Source organism: Pedobacter panaciterrae (assembly GCF_013204795.1).
Classification (GTDB): Bacteria; Bacteroidota; Bacteroidia; order Sphingobacteriales; family Sphingobacteriaceae; genus Pedobacter; species Pedobacter panaciterrae.
On sequence record NZ_JABMKW010000017.1, the window covers coordinates 606,115 to 626,362 of the forward strand.

Consider the following 20,248-nt stretch of genomic DNA (forward strand, 5'->3'; position numbering starts at 1 on the left):
AGTATCTTTGATTTTTAGATGGTCTATGGTTTTTGCCACCATACATTAGTAAATATTTCGTCTTGTCCTTGTGCAGCCACGGCAGCCTGATAATTGGTTGGATTAGCCGATTGCACATACACCGGATAAGTCATTCTGGCTGGCATTACACCTCCATTTTTCAATCCTGGTCCTTTAGGTAATACCGGATGACCTGTACGACGATATTCAAACCATTGTTGCATATCTACCAAAAACAAAGCATAATATTTTTGGATATGGATCTGCTCCATTTTTTCATCTTCCGATAGGCCGGTATTCCAGTCTATATCCGCCTCAGTTACATATTTTTTAAAAACAGCTGTCGATGGATCTGCGATGAATGTAGGTACCCAATAATTAATTGCATTAGCTATTCCTTTATTATAATAGGTCTCCGCAGATCCGCTGATCCATCCTTTCAATGCCGCTTCTGATAAGATAAATTGCAATTCAGCATAGTTCATTATTATTCCCGCTAATGGCGATTGTTGCAACGACCTTGCCCCTGCAGCCTTACCGCCTACTTCTTGATCGCTCGAGTAAAAATACGAGCGTTTAACAGCCCCGGTACCTATAGAATAACCACTTGGTACACCCGACATACCAGACCCTGTAGGGTTAATACCCAAACGGCAAACACTGTTATCACCATACGTTGAAATATCAACACGTGGATCCTGCCAATCACGAAGCCTGTTAATAAAGAAGCTGCACATAGCAGGGGTTCTGAAATCTTGAACCCTAATGCCGTTTACATAAGGGTTTACATAAGCACCTACTCCCGCTTCTCCCGTCCATTTTAATACCGCAGACTCATTATTATTACTCATAATTGGGTATTTAGCTGCGTTAGTATCTACAATCTCTTTTATCTTAGCTATACTAGTAGGCGCAACATCAGCTTTTCCCGAAACACGGAGCAAAAGTCTTAGATATAGTGAATTTCCAAACTTGCGCCATTTGTCTATGTTTCCGTTATATACCGGATCACTTAAATTTTCAATTGAAGTGTTTTTAGCAAGCAAAATGTTAGCCTCCTCAAGTTTCTTAAACAGATCTAGGTAAATATCCTTTTGCTTATCAAAAGCAGGTTCAACAATACCATTTCTTCCTTCTCCTGCTTGTACATAAGGTACATCGCCATAAGTATCTGTAAGCATTGAAAATACCCATGCCTGACAAATAAGTGAGATACCCTGATATGATGGATTTAAATTTTCAGGTTCGCCTGCCAGATTGTATATGTCTTTAAAGTTGTTTATCTGTATGTACCAGCTGTTCCATAGGTAGTCAGACCAGGTACGTCCAAATTCATACCGCATTACGGTAGCATCCCCATCACTTATGCTCACAGTCACCTGCATTAACTCGTTATTAAAATTACGATTGCGTATCATGTTTGCGCTCAAAGTATTCACAAGTGACGGTGCAAGAAGCTTTTCAGGTATAGTATTGATAATGTTAATAGGATCTGTATTTATCCCTTCAAAGTCTTTATCGCATGACGAAAGGGTAATAGTCGATAACAACAACAAACCTCCAAAAACTTTATATATGATATTTTTCATTTTTTAATAATTAAATTCCAACAACTAAATTAAATCCAAAAGTTCTGGTTGATGGAAATTGCCCAATCTCAAAACCCGTCACAATATCTGATCCGCTAAGGGTACCAAACTCCGGATCAAACATCGGCCATGGCGACCAAATAAATAGGTTACGACCATAAATGCCCAATGTTACCGAGGATAATCCTGTATTTACTAACCATTTCGGATGAAATGAGTAGTTAAGGCTGGCTTCTCTGAATTTAATAAAATCTGTACTGAAAGTGCTACCCTCTGCATTCTCTGACCCCATGTGCGAACGATAATAATCATCAATATCATAAGCAATTACATCATTTGGCCGATAAGTCCCATCAGGATTCTGAATTACTCCTTTACCAATAATACCACTATACCTACCAGGAAGAGTACTGGCTAATTTGCCTTGCTCCACCATTTTATAGTTTAGCAAAGAATGCCCTACTGCACCTACCTGTGCATCAAATAGCACATTTAAACTAAATCTTTTGTAATTAAAATTATTACCAAAACTAAATTTAAATTTAGGTGTCGTATTTCCAATATAAACTACATCAGAAGTAATCTTTGCATTACCTGTTACCGGGTCATATACGATCTGCCCATCTGGCGAACGCACGTATCCTCTTCCGTAAAGGTCACCCATACTTCCACCAACCTTTGCTACAATCTGTCCCCCGGCAATCGGGCCCGTCCTTAGAATAATAGAACTGTCAGGCAAGGAAACAATTTTATTCCTATTCGCAGCAAAAGTCATATAGGTACTCCACATAAATCCACTCTGGTGTTTTATTGGAATAGCATTAAGTGCCACCTCAATACCCGAATTATTGATTTGTCCGGCGTTGATAATAGCAGTATTGTATCCCGAAGAACGGTCTACTGTACGGGTTAGGATCTGATTTTTAGTATTGCCTGCATAATATGCCACATCTAATCCCAAACGGTCACCAAAAAACCGCAAATCTGTTCCGAACTCATAAGTTGTGGTTTTTAACGGTTTCAAATTCGGATTGGGTAAAGTTGATGGATTTACAAGGGCGCTATCAGGATATGTCCCGTTTGATGCCAGCGAGTAGGTATATGAGGTTCGGTAAGGTGTAGTACCTCCGCTACCCACTTGCGAAACTGACGCTCTTAACTTCGCCAGACTCACAGCTTCAGGCAATTTAAAGTAATCAGATAAAGAGAAGCTTAAGCTAGCTGACGGATAGAAAAAGCCAACATTATCTGTCCTGTTTGGTGTGGCAAGTACACTGCTCCAATCCTTACGACCAGTGATATCCAAGTAAAGATAGTTCTTATAGCTTGTAGACAATACTCCGTAAAAGCTGTTAATTCTATACCTGCTGGTATCTGGGATTGAAACCAAGGGATACAAGTTATTTTCAAGGGTATATTCACCAGGTATCTTAAGTCCATCAGCTCTAAGATCTGTTTTGTTATACTTATTTCTTAACTGGCTCCCACCTACAGTTGCAATCATTTTCACATCCTTACTGATATTTTTATCGTACTTCAGTAAAAAATCTATATTGGTTTCCTGACCATAGATCTTCTGCTCACGATACGATCCAGTTGGAAGCCTGCTTCCCGCATCATATGGACGTTCCTGAGCACGACGCTCCGATGCCAAGTCCATTGTTGTACGCAACTGAAGGCTTAATTCATTCGTAAATTGATAACTCGCCTGCACGTTTCCAGTTAAACCATTACGACCACTTCTGTTAATGAATTCATGCGATATCGCATAAGGATTTTCAGGAAAACTGCTGAATGGATATTCAATTAACTTATTTTCGCTGCCATTAACCCAGTAGTTCTTTAACCAGTTCAGGTCCGCACTTGGCTGCCAGAAAATGAACCAATACATTAAAGATTGGTTCCCATAACCATTACCTGGCAAATTATCACTAAACCTATTGTTGTAATTGACCTTGGCAGATATATTTAATTTAGATGTAATTTTTGAATTCAAAGACAAGGCTACTGAAGTTCGCTCCATGCCAGTTTCAGGAACAATCCAAGTATTATTCTGATTCGTAATAGATAACCGGGCTGCAGTATTTTTATAAGCACCATCCAGCGTCAATGAATTGGTTAAATTGGTACCTGTCTGGAAAAAATCACGTATCTGATTTTTGTATGGAACCCATGGTGTTCTTATTAATCCTTGTGTTTGAGTAACCGGATCATATTGATAGAACATCTGGCCATCAAAACGCGGTCCATATGCAGAGCTTGTACCACTGGTGCTTGCACCATCAGAGCTCGCTCCATAAGAATAATGAGCTGCACCATCAAGTCCCTGCCCATATTCGTATTGCAGATCAGGCCAACGATTTGGCGATTCTACCGAACCGTTAGAGGTAAATTTAATCCCTAGTCTTTTTTTCTTACTATTTCCAGATTTTGTGGTAATAATGATGGCACCATTTGCACCCCGCTGACCATACAAGGCTGCTGCGCCCGGGCCTTTTAATACCGTTACACTCTCTATGTCTTCAGGGTTAATGTCATTTACACTACTTCCATAATCCGCTGGCATGTTATCGCTTCCTGTCCCATAAACAACGTCAGATGCGTTTGCTGTTCGCCTGCCCCCACTATTATTAATTACAACCCCATCAAGTACAATTAGGGCCTCGTTATCTCCTGTAAGATTATTTTCGCCACGAAGAATAATTTTATTGGAACCCGCCGGACCTCCGTTTGACCGTACCAGGTTTAATCCAGCAACTTTACCCGACAAAGCATCACTCCAGTTTGAAGAAACAGCATCAGTCAATTGATTACTGTCAATCTTAGTAACTGCATAACCTAAAGATTTCTCTTCTCTTTTGATTCCTAAAGCAGTAACTACAACTTCCGACAAATCATTTGAAGATGGCTTTAATGTTGCGTTTAAAGTAGTTAGTGAATTCGCTTTAATCGTAACGCTCTGTGCAATAAATTTTTCATAAGAAATAAAGCTTATTTCAACTGAATAAATACCCGGAGCAACATTTAGGGCATATTTACCATTATCTTCTGTCTGTCCTACTACCCCGCCTATTATTCGTATAACAGCTCCCGGAAGTGCAGCGCCTGATTCATCAACCACCTTACCTGTTAACTTTCCATTAGTTTGAGGCTTAGGTATGATAAGTATATTACTGGCACTGGATTGTTTGAAAGTAAAGGATGTACCATTTAGAAGAACGTTTAAAGTTTCTTTTACAGAACGATTTGCTTTATTGATCCTCACAATACGCTGATCATTTAATTGCGTATTGCTGTAGTTTATAGATAATCCACTTAATTTCTCCACTTGCAAGAAAGCATCTTTTAGTGTAATTCCTTGGGCTTCGAAGAAGATAGTCCTATCTATATTTGTTTGCGCCTGGGCTTTAAATATGCTGAACGAAAATTGTAAAAGCACCAGTATGGTCAACAACCATAACTTTTTCATATATTTACTTTGTTTATACTTATTTATTCTTGAGTTTAAATTTTGACTTGAATGCCTGGAATTGTTACCAGCAATTCCGGGCTATCTTTACTATACTTCAGGTAGATCTAATTCATAGTTTTTCCTCCTTTTTGATTAGCACGATATATATAAATGTTCCCGTTTTTCTTAGTATAAGTTAGGCCAGATAATACCATTAACTCGTCCATAACATTATTCAAAGGCATGTTTTTAAACTTCGCAGTTACCCTGGCATTTCCAATACCAGAATCAATAAACTCAATCCTAACACCGTAACGATGCTCCAACGATGACATAACTTCATGTATGGGTACATCATAAAAAACAAAGTGATTTTTGATCCATGAACTTACGTCTGTAGCTTCTGTAGCGTCAAAAGCATAAAGCCCGGTTATTGTGTTGATTTCAATCTGTTCATTAGGGGTCAGGTATTTAACTAAATGACTCTTTCCCTCAATGGTATTCATCACGCCCACTTTCCCACTGTTTACTGTTACAGTCACTTTATGATCAGAAGCAAATGCCTTTATATTAAAAGACGTTCCTAGTACAACTGTTGAAATCTCACCACTTTGTATAACAAAGGGCCTTCTATGGTGCTTTACATCAAAAAATGCCTCGCCGTTCAATGAAACCGATCGCTTGTTGCCACTAAAATTCTTTCTATATTTTATTTTACTCCCCCCTGCGAGATAAATCACCGAACTATCTGGTAAAAGAATCTTAGACTGCTGACCTTCAGGATTGATAATCTCAGTATACTCTACTGCAGTACTTTCTTTATAAGAAGCGTGTTTATACCACCATAAAGACATAGAACCGATAATTAATATCGATGCAGCGTAAGCTAACCAATGTATTTTTCGGCCAACATTAACAATGTTACCTTTTTCTTCCTTTTGAATATGGGCACTGATGAGCTTCCAACTAGTTGGCTCTATCTCATCAGCTTTTTTAAAGTAAGATTTTGAAGCTTCTAATATTTGCATGGTTTCCCTGAACTGCTCCTGATGATTTGGATGCAGTTCAAGCCACTCATGCAATTCGGTTAGCTCCTCATCACTGATTGTTTTTTCAAAGTATGCAATTATTAACTGATAGCTATTGTCTTCCATTATACCTGTCTCTAAAATGAAAGACAGATTTTAAGCACGCAGTTACGTAGCGAAGTATATTAAAGTTATGTTAATAAATGATTAACCCCGGGAAGTAAGATTAGTAGAATCCTTTAGCATTCTTCTTAATTCTTTTATTGATTGATATAGAGTGGTTTCTACCGTTCTTATAGAAATACCCAATACCTCTGAAATTTTCCTTTTATCAACCTGATCAATCCTGCTCATTAGCAAGATCTCCCTTTGTCTTTCAGGCAGTTTATCAATCAAACGTAGTATCTTGCTTACCGACTCCGTGCCAGACAGTATTCGAAAAGGCGTGTGGGTGTCCTCAAAAATGTGATTTTGAAAAGAAATATCTTCAATGGAATCAACCGGATCCTTTTTCTTCTGATTATAGTTTATAGAGAGGTTCCTTGCTGAAGTAAAAAGATAATTTTTAATGTTCAGGATAGAGCTATCACTTCGTCCGTCCCAAATTTTAATGAACAAGTCGGCAATGATCTCTTCTGCTGCTTCATAATCTTTAGTATAGACAGCACAAAAATGACATAATGGTTTATAATACCTATTAAAAAGAGTTTCAAGGGCTACCGAATCATTTTTTCTCAAAAGATCGGTCAATTCTTCATCTGTAAGTTTTAGATACATCCCTGGTTCTTCATTTTGCAAACAAAATTAAAGATGTAATGTTAGCCTAATGTTAAATAATCACTACTCACAGTGCGATCCAAATAGGGAATTTATTTTGAATGTGCTACTAAAGCAAATTTGGATAGTCAGAAATGATCCCATCAACATTTAAAAGTTTTAGTTTGGCAATATCCTCTTTAGTGTTAGCAGTCCAGGGAATCACCTTGATATTTGCAGCATGACATTTCTGTACAAGATCTTTATCAACTAATCTATATTCAGGGCTTAGGATAAATGGATTAAATCCAAGTTCTGCAATATTTTCCTCAAAAGTTTTCTTATTTGCTATCAGGTAAGAGGTTTTTATCTTTGGATATTTTTGATGCAAAATCTGCAGAGTTCTCTTATCAAAAGATTGAATAACTACATAGCTAGATATTCCCTTATTCTCTATCACGTCCATTAATAACTTTACAAATTTCTCGGGTTCAGGGTTTGAGATGTTATCACCCGCAGGACTGCATTTGGTTTCAATGTTATAGAACATTTGTTTTTTCCCCTTTGAATACTGTTGAACAGAATCAACCAAATCTGCTAACCGAGGGATATAAGATTTGATCTTTTTTTGTTCAGGGAAACCTGTATGCGGCTTGGTCCCCAAATCAAATACTTTAATCAAATCATAATCCATTTGATATACAACATACTTTTTCGAATCTGCCGAAGGTATTTCCTTACCTTCAGGAGTTAGCATAAACCCTGGGCTTAAATAATCGTCGTGAGTTACCACAACTTCACCATCTTTAGTTATATGCGTATCCATTTCTAAGGTTGTAACCCCAATATCTATAGCATTATGCATTGCAATAATTGTATTCTCAGGCATTAAGCCTCTGCCACCTCTATGTGCTTCAGTGCTAAATGCGGGAAATTCAGAAATTTTGTCAGAGCTGTTATTTTTGATGGTTTTACATCCAAGCAAGCACAGTAATGCTAAAGAGCTCATACAAATTATATTCTTCATTTTATCTATTTTAAAATGTTAAGGACCTCAGCAAATTTATTAATAAAGCAATTAAGCCTCTGTTAAGTATTCATTAAGCCAGAGCCCACTTTACATATTAAGATTCAATCTCACTCAATAAATATTGTTTCACCAGATTTTTGAACTCTAGGATCTGAGTTTCCACCCATTGCGTATCTCTTCCTAATTCTTCAGCCATCAAGCTGGCCACCTCTGGGGCAAGCAGTAACGCGCCTTTTGCATCAAGAAACAACAGCCGCATTCTACGAGAAAGTACATCCTCTATAGAGCGTGCCATTTCATTCCTCACCATCCAGATCACTTCTGCTTTTACGTAATCGTATCCCTTATATACAGGAACATTTAATTCTGGTTCATCTACCATCAACGTCCTTATCCCTTCCGCATCTGCGCCATAAATCCCTAAAGCACCTTCATCAATTCCCGGAAGATAACCGTGAATCTTAACGCCTTCAGTAATACATTTGGCCGCCGGCAGCTTACCAAGCTCAATAGCCTTATTTACCACATCCATAGCCATTCTCCGATAAGTAGTCCATTTACCCCCGGTTATGGTAACGAGCCCCGATTTACTGATTATAAGCTTATGGCTTCTGGATATTTCCTTTGTACTATTGGTGTTTTTGCCTGGAGCGGCTAAAGGACGTAATCCGGCAAATGCAGCCAGCACATCAGACCGAGATGGTACCTTTTTCAGATATTTACCTGCCGTACTTAATATAAAATCAATTTCCTCGTCCAGTGGTTTAGGCTCCAAACTGTGCTCATCCAATGGCGTGTCTGTAGTACCTACAAGCACTTTCCCATGCCATGGAACAGCAAACAACACACGTCCGTCTGATGTCTTTGGAATCATTAAGGCGCTACTGCCTTGCAGAAACGACTTGTCGAGCACCACATGAGCACCCTGACTTGGTCGCACTATTGGATTACCAGAAGGCACATCCATCTTTAAAATCTCATCAACAAACACACCGGTAGCATTCACCACCACCTTAGCTTTTAACGAATAAGATTTCCTGCTTTCAAGATCAGTGAACGAAACGCCATTAACCAATTCCCCTTCCTTCACCAAACCAGTTACCTTCATGTAGTTAAGGAGAACACCTCCATACTCCGCAGTAGTCTGAGCCAAATTTAAAGCTAACCTTGCATCATCAAACTGACCGTCACTGTAACTAATACCTCCAATTAACCCATCCCGTTTTAAACCAGGAATTGCCTGCAAAACCTTATCAACAGATAGAAATGATGATTTTTTAAACCCACTTTTACCAGCAAGCAAGTCATAAAATTTTAATCCAACTAAATATTTGTATTTAGAAAACCATGAATAACATGGTATAATAAAATCCTGATCTTTCACCAAATGAGCAGCATTCTTTAAAAGCAGGCCGCGTTCATGCAGGGCCTCGTAAACTAAGGCAATATCACCTTGAGCCAAGTACCTCACACCGCCGTGGACTAACTTCGTGCTTCTGCTTGATGTTCCCTTTGCAAAATCAGACTGTTCCAAAAGCAAAGTACTGTATCCTCTGGAGGCTGCATCCAGAGCAGTTCCTAATCCCGTTGCGCCCCCACCTATAATGATAACATCCCAATCGCTTTTCCTATCAATGCGTTCAATAAATGCTGCTCTATTAAAAATCATTTCGTTTATTTTCTATTTAAGCCGTTATTATTTCATAAACTTTCGTTTAAACACACAATAACAACAAAACGAAACTAAACATAATTATTTTATAATGAAAACAAAATAATTAAAAAATTCAGACAACTATTTCTATTGCTTAGCTAACTTTACAGTTGAAAAATATCATTATATTAATAGCTCTTTATATTTTAGCTCTAATGATTAACATTGCAGAAAGACACCAATATATTTTAAATAAGATTCAAATAAACGGATCCCTCGATGTTCAAAGCTTATGCAAAGAACTCGATGTTTCGTCTGTTACAATACGGAAGGATCTGAAACTACTTGAAGATAAAAGTCTTCTTTTTAGAACCCATGGAGGGGCAACCTTAAACAATCCGTATACAGTAGATAAACCTGTAAATGAAAAAGAGCATCTTCAATCTGCAGAAAAAATCAGAATCGGAACACGCGCTGCCGAACTCATAGAAGATAACGATTCTATCATTATAGCATCTGGCACTACTGTCCTTGCACTAGCCAGATGCATTAAACCAAAAGGTTCATTAACGGTAATTACCTCAGCATTAAATGTTGCCCTTGAGCTTGTTCATCATTCAAACATAGAAGTAATTCAGCTGGGTGGATTACTAAGAAAAAGCTCATCATCCGTTACAGGCCCTTATTCTGATAATGTATTAGGAAATGTATTTTGCAGCAAATTGTTTTTAGGTGTTGATGGAATAGACCTGGAGTTTGGCCTAACTACAACAAACGCTTTTGAAGCTCACTTAAACCGACAAATGATAGATTCATCTCAAAAAATAATTGTCCTTGCCGATTCAACCAAATTTGGCAAACGTGGCTTCGGCAGAATATGCGGCATCGAAGAAGTAGATCATATCATTACTGACAGCGGTGTGTCCGAGCACACCATAAAATCAATTGAGAGTATGGGAATTAAAATATCAATAATTTAAAACACCTAATTTAAAGTTCACAATAGGTTAATATAGCTGATGTACATTTACTATATACATCATCCATATGAACAGCGTTTTCAAATTCTTTATCCCGCCCGACAAAAAATTCCAGCCCTTATTTGAGCAATCAGGCAAAAATCTGATCAGTATTTCCGAAACACTTTTACTCGCCCTTAGCACCAATGATCTTGATCAGCGGAATAAGCACATCAAAAAAATTGAACAGCTGGAGCGTAACGGAAATAAAATAAGGCATGCCGTTTTTCTAGGTTTAAGCAAAAGCATGATCACCCCATTCAGTAGGGAAGATATTCATACCCTGATTAGTGCGCTTTATGATATTGCAGACCATATCCGGGCCGCAGCCATTAGCATAGAAATGTTCAATATTCTTCAGCTCGATAAAACAATGATCAAGCTCGCCAACCTGCTCACAGAAATGTGCAGAGACCTCGATAGCGCCCTTAAAGAGCTAAGGAACTTCAAGAATAAAACCATTATATCAGATGTTTGTTTGAGGATATACAAAGGTGAAAGTAAAGCAGATCAGCTATGCAACCTTGCAGTCGCAGGCCTCTTTAAAACCGAATCCAACCCAATAGAGCTCATCAAGCAGAAAGAGCTATTGCAGACATTAGAAATGGCGACGGATAAGTGTGATGACGCCGCCAACGCCCTTGAAGCTATTCTCGTAAAAAACTCTTAACTGCTATCTTACTACCATCTCCATTCACCGGCAATCTTTAGTGGAACTTCCAGATTATTCTGTTTCAAGAACCCTTTTAGTTCATCGTCAGTTTGTTTTTTAACGGGTAATGCAGGCGTATTTGCAAGACCATACACCAGCATAGCACTAAAACGTACCGTATTTTTCAATTGCTGCTCATCAACTAACTTAAAAACGTCTCCATCCGAATGATAGAAAGGCCCCGAATTATTAGGTAACTCGCCTCCTGTTCCTCCACCAATAGGAATCCCCTGTAGCATAAAAGGCTGATGATCACTATGTAACCATGCTCCAGAATAAAATAAGTTTTTAAATCCTGTATCAATCTTAGTAATCTGGCTGCCCCACGAAGAAAATAGATCCTTCATCTCAACTCTGCTGGTGGCAAATCCTTTCGGATTATTGGTCATGTCGTAATTCAACATAAATTTTACCTGATCAAGCGTATTTAAATGCCTTGCAGCTTCAACGTAGGCTTTTGAGCCCAGCAACCCTTGTTCCTCTCCCATAAACAGCACGAACTCAATTGTTCTTTTATTTTCTAGCTTTAGTGCTTTGTACGTTCTGGCCATGTCTATCACCGCGAAAGAACCTATACCATTGTCAATTGCGCCTGTAGCCAAATCCCAACTATCAAGGTGACCGCCAACAACAATTTTCTCTCCCAATGTATCTGTACCTTTTAAAGTAGCTATTACATTTCTGGCTTTAATTATACCAGAGAAATTGGTCATATCTATGCTTGCAAACTGTTTCTGGTTTTTTAGTTTTTCCTTAATACGCATCCCATTTTCAAAACCAATGCAAACAGCAGGTATCGGAATTAATTTTCCCGTTACAGAGGCTGTACCGGTAAGCAATACACCCCCTTTTACGCCATTAATAATGATAATTCCAGCAGCGCCGTACTTTGTAGCAATAGCCGTTTTTTCTGAACGATGAAGCGATGGAGTACCTTCGGGAGACCCAGGAAGCACACCTAAAAATACCAATGCTATTTTCCCCTTCACTTTGCCCGAGTCCTGTTTATAATCTTCTTCAAGACCGTTGCCTAAATCAACCAGCTCCGCCTTTACATTTGCTTTTACAGGGGAATGAGCAAGGGTTACCGATGTTATTGTAATTAGGCTGTCTGCCGAATCACCAACTTTAGTTTCATTGGTTAAGCGGCTCCAGCTTTCTACTTCAAACCCTTGGAATTTTACATCATAGCCATAAGATTTCAACAATTTATAGGCGTACTCTTCGGCCTTCGCGCCGTTAGCAGATCCTGTTAACCTGTGCCCTATTGATTCAGTGGCATTTTTTAAATTTATATACGCTTTAGATCCACTCTGAACTTCTTTATTGATTTTATCGAAAGCGGATCCAAAATCATCCTGCGCCTGAACTTTAATAAAGGCACAAAAAACAAGTAAAAAGAGAGAAATTCTCATAAAGGATATTTATAGTTTATGATAATATCATAACAGAAAAAAACGAAAATTATTTCTTACGCTCGGTAGTATATCTTACCAGTTGCTCCAATCCGGTCCGTGCCTCGCCAGGCTCAAAGCTGTGCAGAATATCGAAAGCTTCCTGCTGATACTGCATCATTTTCTGATTGGCATAATGTACGCCGTCTTTTGCATTTACAAAATCGATAATCTCCTGAATTTTCACAGGATCATCCTGATGGTTCTTTACAAGACTAACGATTCGTTTCTTTTCAGCTTTTTCAGCCCGGTTTAAAGCGTAGATCAAAGGCAGTGTAACCTTTTTTTCCTTGATGTCTATTCCTAGCGGCTTTCCAACATCATCAGTTCCAAAATCAAAAGTATCGTCCTTAATCTGAAAAGCTATTCCAACCTTCTCACCAAATAGCCTCATCTTTTCTATGGTCTCATCATCAGCACCTGCAGAAGCTGCTCCACAAGCGCAACATGAAGCGATTAAAGATGCCGTCTTCTGTCTGATAACATCAAAATACAACGCCTCACTGATATCCATGCGCCTTACCTTCTCAATCTGCAGCAACTCACCCTCACTCATCTGTTTTACCGCCTCAGATACTATTTGCAGCAATCGGAACTCACCATTATTTACTGATAGCAATAAACCCTTAGCCAGCAAATAATCGCCAACTAATACGGCTATTTTATTTTTCCATAATGCATTAATAGAAAAGAACCCTCTTCTTTCATAAGCATTGTCAACTACATCATCATGAACCAGTGTGGCAGTATGAAGTAACTCTACTAATGCAGCCCCACGATGAGTAGATTCGATAATACCACCACAAAGTTTTGCAGCAAAAAAAACGAACATCGGACGGATCTGCTTACCCTTTCTTTTTACAATATAATGGGTAATACGGTCTAATAATGGAGCATCGCTATGCATCGAGTCTTTGAATTTTTCTTCGAAGACATCAATATCTTTTGCTATTGGTAATTTTATCTGATCTATTCCAGGCATTCAGGTAAAAAATGTGTGTGCAAACATAAATTAAATTCCTTTAAAACCGTACTTTTAGTAAAAAGTTTAAGGTGAAAATAACATTAATAGTACTATCCTCTCTGCTAGCCCTGGCAATTGTGGTCTATCTGTTAGGCCCAAAACCTCAGCATCCACTTTATTCAACAAATCTCCCCGCAATTCCCCCAGTTGATAAACTCGAAGATTATATTAAAAGTATAGAAAGTCGACATAAAATAAAACCAAATAATGAAGCTGAAATTGTTTGGGCTGATAATGCTGTCCATCAGCAAACGGAGTATGCAGTAGTCTATTTACATGGCTACTCGGCTTCAAAAGAAGAAGGAAATCCCGTTCATATAAATCTTGCTAAAAAAATAAAAGCAAATCTTTATCTCTCCCGACTAGCAGATCATGGTGTAGACACCGTTTCGGCAATGGAATACTCAACTGCCGATCGTTTATGGGAAAGCGCCAAACAAGCTCTTGAAATAGGAAAAAGATTAGGTAAAAAAGTGATTCTTGTTGGCACCTCTACTGGTGGTACACTGGCATTAAAGCTTGCAGCCACTTATCCGGATATTTATAGCGTTATTCTAATTTCGCCTAATGTAGCAATTAACGATAAGCTTGCTTTTCTTGCCAATAACCCATGGGGATTAGAAATGTCGAGATTGGTAGTTGGCGGGAAAGAAAAAATAGTAGAAGGCAAGTCTGAAGAATATAAAAAGTACTGGTATACCCAGTATCGTCTGGAATCTGTGGTACAACTGGAAGAGCTGGTTGAAACAAGCATGACCGAAGAAACTTTTAACAAGATTAAACAACCACTATTACTTTTATACTACTATAAAAATGAGCAGGAACAGGATCCTGTCGTAAAGGTCGATGCGATGTTAAAAATGTATGATGAATTAGGAACACCAGCCAGCTTAAAAGCCAAGGTAGCCATCCCTAACGGAGGAAGTCATGTTCTTGGCTCTCATATTACTTCCAAAGATATTGAAAGTGTACAGAGGGCTATTGACAACTTCATTACAAATACTTTAAAGATCAAAACAAACTAAAATCTCAGTCTTTCATGGCTTTAGATGGGCAGGCAAAATCTGTCCGCTTCAACCCGGTAGATTTGATGGCTCCATATCCTCCTGCAATATCCACAACATGATCAACCCCTCTCGCTTTTAGTATAGATGCCGCTATCATAGAACGGTAGCCACCGGCGCAATGAATATAATAGGTTTGCTTAGTATCAATTTCCTTTGTCCATTCATTAATATAATCCAAAGGACGGGCCAGCGTATTCTCTAAATGCTCTGCTTCATATTCTCCTGGCTTCCTTACATCAAGGGCGTTCACATCAGGATCCGCATTTACGATATCTTCAAACGCTTCAGCAGAAATAGAAGTAATGATGTCTATATCCTTACCACTTGCTTCCCATGCGGCAATGCCGCCTTTCAGGTATCCAATAGTATTATCATAACCTACACGAGATAAACGGGTAATCGCTTCTTCTTCTTTTCCATCCTCAACAATTAACAATAAAGCTTGCTTCAGATCTGTAATTAAGGCACCTACCCACGGAGCAAATTGCCCGTTAAGACCAATATTTACCGACGAAGGAATAAACCCCTTAGCAAAAACCTGTGGATCCCTCGTATCTAGAATCACAGCTCCCGCATGATTAACCATCGCTTCAAACTCATCTGGGTTTAAGGGATTAAAACCCTTTTCATAAACATCATCAAAGCTCTCGTAACCATGTTTATTCATCTCAGCATTCTTGGCAAAGTACTGGGGTGGTGGTAAAATACCATCGGTCACTTCTTTTATAAACTGCTCTTTTGTTGCCGCCTTAAGTGCATAGTTTACTTCCTTTTGATGCCCCAGAGTATCAAAAGTTTCCTTACTCATGTTTTTCCCACAGGCAGAACCAGCGCCGTGTGCAGGGTATACCAGCACATCATCTGGTAAGGTTAATATTTTATTATGCAATGAATCATATAGCGTAGCCGCCATGTCCTCAACAGTTAAAGAACCTTGCTGAGCCAGATCTGGCCTGCCTACATCACCAATAAACAAGGTATCACCTGTAAAAATGCAATAAGACTTACCTTCTTTATCGGTCAGCAAATAAGTTGTAGACTCCGGCGTATGTCCGGGTGTATGCAAAGCAGTAATCGTCAAATCCCCAACTTTAAACTGCTCTCCATCTTTGGCAATATGGGATTTAAAAGATGTTTTAGCAGTTGGCCCGTATACAATATCAGCACCAGATTTCTCTGCTAAATCTATGTGTCCGGATACAAAATCTGCATGAAAATGTGTTTCAAAAATATACTTAATCTTCGCTCTATCTTTCTCCGCTTTCTTTAAATATGGCTCAACTTCACGTAAAGGATCAATTATAGCAGCCTCGCCATTACTCTCAATATAGTAAGCCGCTTCTGCCAAACAACCCGTATAGATCTGTTCAATATTCATATACAAATTTAAGATTATAATCTTTCAGCATAAAACCTACGTCGCAAATTTACTTTAAACAGTTAATTCCCCTCTTAAAGGCTTTTCTATTAAGCGCACCAGTTCACTTTTTTCCAGACCCTGCCCCATAAGGTACATTAATTTGGTAGTGGTAGCCTCAAACGTCATATCATAACCGCTCACCACTCCCATCTGTTGCAGCTTTTTACTTGTTTGATACATTCCTAGCTCAACTGAGCCACGCTGACATTGAGTAATATCTATGATCACCTTACCCTTATTAATCGCTTTTTGCAGGCATTCAATAAACCAGTCGGCAGTAGTCGTATTTCCCGAACCAAAAGTTTCTAAAATAATAGCATCTACCGGAGAATCGGTTATTGCTTTAACTGCCTGAGGTGAAATCCCCGGATACAGTTTCAAAACACCAATATTTGGATTAAATTTCAAATTTACTTTTAACGGCTTCTCCGGCTGAGGTAAAATATAGTTCTTAAAAAAAGAAAGTGTTACTCCTGCTTCTGCCAGAATAGGATAATTTGGCGATCGAAAAGCTTCAAATTTTTCAGCGTTGTATTTTATTGACCTGTTTCCTCTGAACAACTGATAATCAAAATAGATACACACTTCAGGGATCATTGCCTTTCCGTTTGTTTTGGTAGCAGCTATTTCCAGTGCAGTAATTAAATTCTCTTTTGCATCGGTCCTGATTTCTCCAATAGGGAGCTGAGAACCTGTAAGCACTACCGGTTTCCCAAGGTTTTCGAGCATAAAACTTAAAGCAGATGCGGTAAAAGCCATTGTATCTGATCCATGCAAAATCACAAAACCATCAAACTCGTCATATTTATCATAAATCAACTGAGCAATATCAGCCCAGATCTCCGGTGTCATGTTAGAGGAATCGAGGATAGGATCAAACGAATACACATCAAGATCATAGTTCAACCGCTTTAGTTCAGGAACATTTTGTTGAATTTGCTTAAAATCAAAAGGAATCAGCGTCCCGGTTTTGGGATCATTAACCATTCCAATTGTACCACCGGTATAAATAATAAGTATTCTGGTCATTACTAAACTTTAAAAATGCTGATGGAATTGGCTGTAGTTACTGAAGCAATCTCTTCTACACTTGTATTATAGATTTCAGCCAGCTTTTCTGCAATATGAATAAGGTAACTACTTTCGTTAGGCTTTCCTCTAAAAGGAACAGGGGCTAAATACGGAGAATCAGTTTCTAACACAATATTAGCAAGCGGGATATCTTTTAACACTTCGTCAAGTCCCGATTTTTTATACGTAACCACACCTCCTATACCTAAGTAAAACCCAAGTTCTATAGCATGTTTAGCCTGTTCCAGGTTCCCTGTAAAACAATGAAAAATCCCTCTTAGCTTTTTGTCCTTCTCTTGCTCCAATACTTCAAAAACCTCATTAAAGGCTTCCCTGCAATGAATAACGATAGGCAAATCAAGATCCTTAGCCCAATTAATCTGTTCTATAAAAGCAATTTTCTGAATCTCTAAAGTTGCTTTATCCCAGTAAAGATCAATCCCTATTTCGCCTATAGCATAAATCTCTCTATCCACAATACTTTGGCAAATTTCATCCAATACCAGTTCGTAATCCTCCTTCACCTCACAAGGATGCAGGCCTGCCATCGCAAAACAATTTTTAGGGTATTTCTTCACCATGGCATCTATACTTGCAATCGAAGCAATATCAACATTGGGCAGAAACAATCGCTCTATATTATTATCAAAGCAACGCTGCATAAGCAATGCTTGTTTCTCTTCGTCTGTTTCGTAATACAGGTGTGTATGGGTATCTGTTAAAAGCATGAGCAAAGTTAACAAAAAACCACAGTAAGCTGATAATAACAAAAAGGGGGTGTATCATAAAAATGACACACCCCTTTTAATCTCGCTGTATATACAGCTAAAATATTATTTTTTCACTGGAGCTGCAGGAGTTATTGGAGCAATAGTTGCACCAGCCTGAGCTGTTGGTTTTTTAATATCTACAATCTCAATGTCAAAGCAAAGAGGAGAGAAAGGAGTAATTCCAGCTTGTGGCTGACCGCCTTCTCCGTAACCTAATGCAGAAGGAATAATTACAGTGATTTTTCCACCTTTACCAATTAATTGATAAGCCTCATCAAATCCTGGGATTGCTGCACCGATAGTAAACGGACGTGGAGCATATTTTGCCATAGCATTGTATTTTCCAGCTGCTTTAGCAACAGATTCAACCGAAGTGTCAAAAATATTGTCTTTACCGTCTGCTTTTTTATTAAGCAATTTACCAGTGTAGTTTAACATAATTGTATCACCCGCAACTGGTTTTTGAGCATTACCCGGAGCATTAATTACATACTGTAACCCTGATGCAGTAGTTTGCGTTTTAAGGTTATTGTCAGCAATGAATTTTTTGATTTTACCAGCTTCAGAATCTTTCAATTTAGCTATAGTAGCTTGATAATCTTTTTGGAAAAACTCCTGAGCTTTCTTTTGGAAAGTTGTATCTGCCTCGCCAGCAGCCTTTTTCAATACTTTTTCTATTTTAACAGTAAACACCATATAGGTATCTTTTGCATTTGCTGGTGGTTTTGGCTGACCAGAGTGCTTAGCCATAGTATCAAGGTTTAACTTAAACGTTGCACTATCACCTTCACCAAATAAATAAAGTACATCGTTCATATCGCCATCATAAGCTTTTTTCCCAACAGGAAATACTTGTGGCTGACCTAAATCGAACGTGCTTACAATTGTCGAATCTTTTTCAGTTTTTTGGATAAAGTTGATTTTAACAATATCACCTTCTTTAATTTTTTCGTTTCCTCCAGATTTGTGTATCTGATACATCAAACCTCCCGGTCCTTTTTTGTAGTTGTTACAAGCAGCTAACCCAAGTGTTGCTGCGAAAAGAATTACTATACCTTTCTTCATGTGGTTGTTTATAAATTATTTTTTGGTTTTTATTTATTGTAATAATTGTGTTTTATATTCTATCAATACCGATTTAAATTGCGCTATTGTATCCTCTAAATTCTTATCCGAAAATCCTCCTGCCGCATTCCTGTGTCCACCACCATTAAAATATTTCTTGCAAATTTCATTAGCAGGAAAATCCCCGGTGGAGCGCAAAGATAATTTAACTTTATCAGTTCTTTCAATAATAAATGCGGCAAGCCTGATCCCGTTTATAGATAAGGCATAGTTTACTATCCCCTCTGTATCTCCTGTAGCTATATTATATTCGTTTAATTCTTCTTTAGTAACAGAAATAATTGCGGTATTAAACTCTCGTAGTATCTCTAACTTGTTACTTATACAGTGGCCTAAAAATCTTAACCTGTTTTCAGTAGCATTATCATAAACCAACTGATGGATCTTCCAATGCTCCGCTCCCAGATCTATCAGATCAGCTGCCATGCGGTATACTGCAGATGTTGCTGATGGGAATCTGAAAGAACCAGAATCTGTCATTAAACCGGTATAAAGGCAGGTAGCAATGTCTTTGTTCATCCTTGCTCCATCTCCAAGCTCATCTACAATAAACTCATAAACCAACTGAGCCGCAGCACATGCACTAATACTCCAATGACGATAGTCGTCAAAATCTTCAGGCTCCAGATGATGATCTATCATTAATTTATAAGCACTTGAAGCTCTAACCAACTCGCCAAGTTCATTAATTCTGGTAAGGCTATTAAAATCCAGACAAAAGATCATTGCAGCATCGGCAACTAATTCTGCTGAGTGCTCAGGCTGTTCCGTATAAATGATTACATCAGAGTTATTAGGAAGCCAATGCAAAAAATATGGGTAATCAGTAGGTGTAATCACCTTAACGTGATGCCCCAATTGAATCAAATAAGCATATAAGCCCAAAGAAGAGCCCATTGCATCACCATCAGGTTTATGATGGGTAGTGATCACTATTTTTTGCGGCGTAGCCAGCAACGACTTTATTTCTGAAATGGATAACATAATTTTCGGTCGCAAAGCTAACGAATTAATATTTAATGATTAATTGAACCTATTATATTTCCTCTATAATCCAATTTATTTACAAGATAGAGGT

At 38.3% G+C, this 20,248-nt stretch carries 16 protein-coding genes; 3 read left to right on the forward strand and 13 right to left on the reverse strand.

What is annotated here, in order from left to right:
* Positions 1–23: 23 nt before the first annotated feature.
* From HQN86_RS14065 to HQN86_RS14090, 6 genes are all read right to left on the reverse strand, one after another.
* On the reverse strand, positions 24–1,589 hold the full coding sequence (locus tag HQN86_RS14065) for a SusD/RagB family nutrient-binding outer membrane lipoprotein (protein ID WP_172661546.1): 1,566 nt from the start codon (positions 1,587–1,589) through the stop codon (positions 24–26).
* A 10-nt stretch (positions 1,590–1,599) separates the two neighbouring features.
* Positions 1,600–5,058, reverse strand: a complete 3,459-nt coding sequence (locus HQN86_RS14070) for a SusC/RagA family TonB-linked outer membrane protein (RefSeq protein WP_172661547.1) — start codon at positions 5,056–5,058, stop codon at positions 1,600–1,602.
* A 107-nt stretch (positions 5,059–5,165) separates the two neighbouring features.
* Positions 5,166–6,194, reverse strand: coding sequence for a FecR family protein (locus HQN86_RS14075; protein ID WP_172661548.1), 1,029 nt, complete (start codon positions 6,192–6,194; stop codon positions 5,166–5,168).
* A gap of 81 nt (positions 6,195–6,275) precedes the next feature.
* Entirely contained in the window at positions 6,276–6,845 is a 570-nt protein-coding gene (locus tag HQN86_RS14080; RefSeq protein ID WP_172661549.1) for an RNA polymerase sigma factor, read from the reverse strand.
* A 109-nt stretch (positions 6,846–6,954) separates the two neighbouring features.
* The gene (locus tag HQN86_RS14085; RefSeq protein ID WP_172661550.1) at positions 6,955–7,851 is read right to left on the reverse strand and encodes a glycerophosphodiester phosphodiesterase family protein; all 897 of its coding nucleotides are present in this window, start codon (positions 7,849–7,851) and stop codon (positions 6,955–6,957) included.
* Positions 7,852–7,948: 97 nt separating this feature from the next.
* Positions 7,949–9,523, reverse strand: coding sequence for a glycerol-3-phosphate dehydrogenase/oxidase (locus HQN86_RS14090; protein ID WP_172661551.1), 1,575 nt, complete (start codon positions 9,521–9,523; stop codon positions 7,949–7,951).
* A 200-nt stretch (positions 9,524–9,723) separates the two neighbouring features.
* On the opposite strand from HQN86_RS14090, the gene HQN86_RS14095 reads away from it, so the two are divergent.
* A complete protein-coding gene (locus HQN86_RS14095; RefSeq protein WP_172661552.1) occupies positions 9,724–10,488 on the forward strand; it encodes a DeoR/GlpR family DNA-binding transcription regulator in 765 nt (254 codons plus the stop codon).
* 67 nt (positions 10,489–10,555) lie between these two features.
* Positions 10,556–11,197, forward strand: coding sequence for a DUF47 domain-containing protein (locus HQN86_RS14100; protein WP_172661553.1), 642 nt, complete (start codon positions 10,556–10,558; stop codon positions 11,195–11,197).
* 11 nt (positions 11,198–11,208) lie between these two features.
* Here the strand turns inward: HQN86_RS14100 and HQN86_RS14105 are convergent, their stop codons facing one another.
* Positions 11,209–12,654 carry a M28 family peptidase gene (locus HQN86_RS14105; protein WP_172661554.1) on the reverse strand — a complete coding sequence of 482 codons (1,446 nt, stop codon included), beginning with the start codon at positions 12,652–12,654 and terminating at the stop codon, positions 11,209–11,211.
* 49 nt (positions 12,655–12,703) lie between these two features.
* A complete protein-coding gene (locus HQN86_RS14110) occupies positions 12,704–13,675 on the reverse strand; it encodes a polyprenyl synthetase family protein (RefSeq protein ID WP_172661555.1) in 972 nt (323 codons plus the stop codon).
* 71 nt (positions 13,676–13,746) lie between these two features.
* On the opposite strand from HQN86_RS14110, the gene HQN86_RS14115 reads away from it, so the two are divergent.
* Entirely contained in the window at positions 13,747–14,742 is a 996-nt protein-coding gene (locus tag HQN86_RS14115) for an alpha/beta hydrolase (RefSeq protein WP_172661556.1), read from the forward strand.
* Between the two features lie 4 nt (positions 14,743–14,746).
* Here the strand turns inward: HQN86_RS14115 and HQN86_RS14120 are convergent, their stop codons facing one another.
* From HQN86_RS14120 to HQN86_RS14140, 5 genes are all read right to left on the reverse strand, one after another.
* Entirely contained in the window at positions 14,747–16,162 is a 1,416-nt protein-coding gene (locus tag HQN86_RS14120; RefSeq protein ID WP_172661557.1) for an MBL fold metallo-hydrolase, read from the reverse strand.
* Between the two features lie 54 nt (positions 16,163–16,216).
* Positions 16,217–17,233, reverse strand: coding sequence for an asparaginase (locus tag HQN86_RS14125; protein ID WP_172661558.1), 1,017 nt, complete (start codon positions 17,231–17,233; stop codon positions 16,217–16,219).
* Between the two features lie 2 nt (positions 17,234–17,235).
* Entirely contained in the window at positions 17,236–18,003 is a 768-nt protein-coding gene (locus HQN86_RS14130; RefSeq protein ID WP_172661559.1) for a TatD family hydrolase, read from the reverse strand.
* 105 nt (positions 18,004–18,108) lie between these two features.
* Positions 18,109–19,110, reverse strand: a complete 1,002-nt coding sequence (locus HQN86_RS14135) for an FKBP-type peptidyl-prolyl cis-trans isomerase (protein ID WP_172661560.1) — start codon at positions 19,108–19,110, stop codon at positions 18,109–18,111.
* Positions 19,111–19,143: 33 nt separating this feature from the next.
* Positions 19,144–20,154: a DHH family phosphoesterase gene (locus HQN86_RS14140; protein ID WP_172661561.1), complete on the reverse strand. Its 1,011-nt coding sequence runs from the start codon at positions 20,152–20,154 to the stop codon at positions 19,144–19,146.
* Between the last annotated feature and the right edge of the window lie 94 nt (positions 20,155–20,248).

What these genes read in the sequence shown, in the direction of transcription:
- HQN86_RS14065 (WP_172661546.1), bottom strand. Translation starts at nt 1,589, where the DNA reads ATGAAAAATATCATATATAAAGTTTTTGGAGGTTTGTTGTTGTTATCG.
- HQN86_RS14070 (WP_172661547.1), bottom strand. Translation starts at nt 5,058, where the DNA reads ATGAAAAAGTTATGGTTGTTGACCATACTGGTGCTTTTACAATTTTCG.
- HQN86_RS14075 (WP_172661548.1), bottom strand. Translation starts at nt 6,194, where the DNA reads ATGGAAGACAATAGCTATCAGTTAATAATTGCATACTTTGAAAAAACA.
- HQN86_RS14080 (WP_172661549.1), bottom strand. Translation starts at nt 6,845, where the DNA reads ATGTATCTAAAACTTACAGATGAAGAATTGACCGATCTTTTGAGAAAA.
- HQN86_RS14085 (WP_172661550.1), bottom strand. Translation starts at nt 7,851, where the DNA reads ATGAAGAATATAATTTGTATGAGCTCTTTAGCATTACTGTGCTTGCTT.
- HQN86_RS14090 (WP_172661551.1), bottom strand. Translation starts at nt 9,523, where the DNA reads ATGATTTTTAATAGAGCAGCATTTATTGAACGCATTGATAGGAAAAGC.
- HQN86_RS14095 (WP_172661552.1), top strand. Translation starts at nt 9,724, where the DNA reads ATGATTAACATTGCAGAAAGACACCAATATATTTTAAATAAGATTCAA.
- HQN86_RS14100 (WP_172661553.1), top strand. Translation starts at nt 10,556, where the DNA reads ATGAACAGCGTTTTCAAATTCTTTATCCCGCCCGACAAAAAATTCCAG.
- HQN86_RS14105 (WP_172661554.1), bottom strand. Translation starts at nt 12,654, where the DNA reads ATGAGAATTTCTCTCTTTTTACTTGTTTTTTGTGCCTTTATTAAAGTT.
- HQN86_RS14110 (WP_172661555.1), bottom strand. Translation starts at nt 13,675, where the DNA reads ATGCCTGGAATAGATCAGATAAAATTACCAATAGCAAAAGATATTGAT.
- HQN86_RS14120 (WP_172661557.1), bottom strand. Translation starts at nt 16,162, where the DNA reads ATGAATATTGAACAGATCTATACGGGTTGTTTGGCAGAAGCGGCTTAC.
- HQN86_RS14125 (WP_172661558.1), bottom strand. Translation starts at nt 17,233, where the DNA reads ATGACCAGAATACTTATTATTTATACCGGTGGTACAATTGGAATGGTT.
- HQN86_RS14130 (WP_172661559.1), bottom strand. Translation starts at nt 18,003, where the DNA reads ATGCTTTTAACAGATACCCATACACACCTGTATTACGAAACAGACGAA.
- HQN86_RS14135 (WP_172661560.1), bottom strand. Translation starts at nt 19,110, where the DNA reads ATGAAGAAAGGTATAGTAATTCTTTTCGCAGCAACACTTGGGTTAGCT.
- HQN86_RS14140 (WP_172661561.1), bottom strand. Translation starts at nt 20,154, where the DNA reads ATGTTATCCATTTCAGAAATAAAGTCGTTGCTGGCTACGCCGCAAAAA.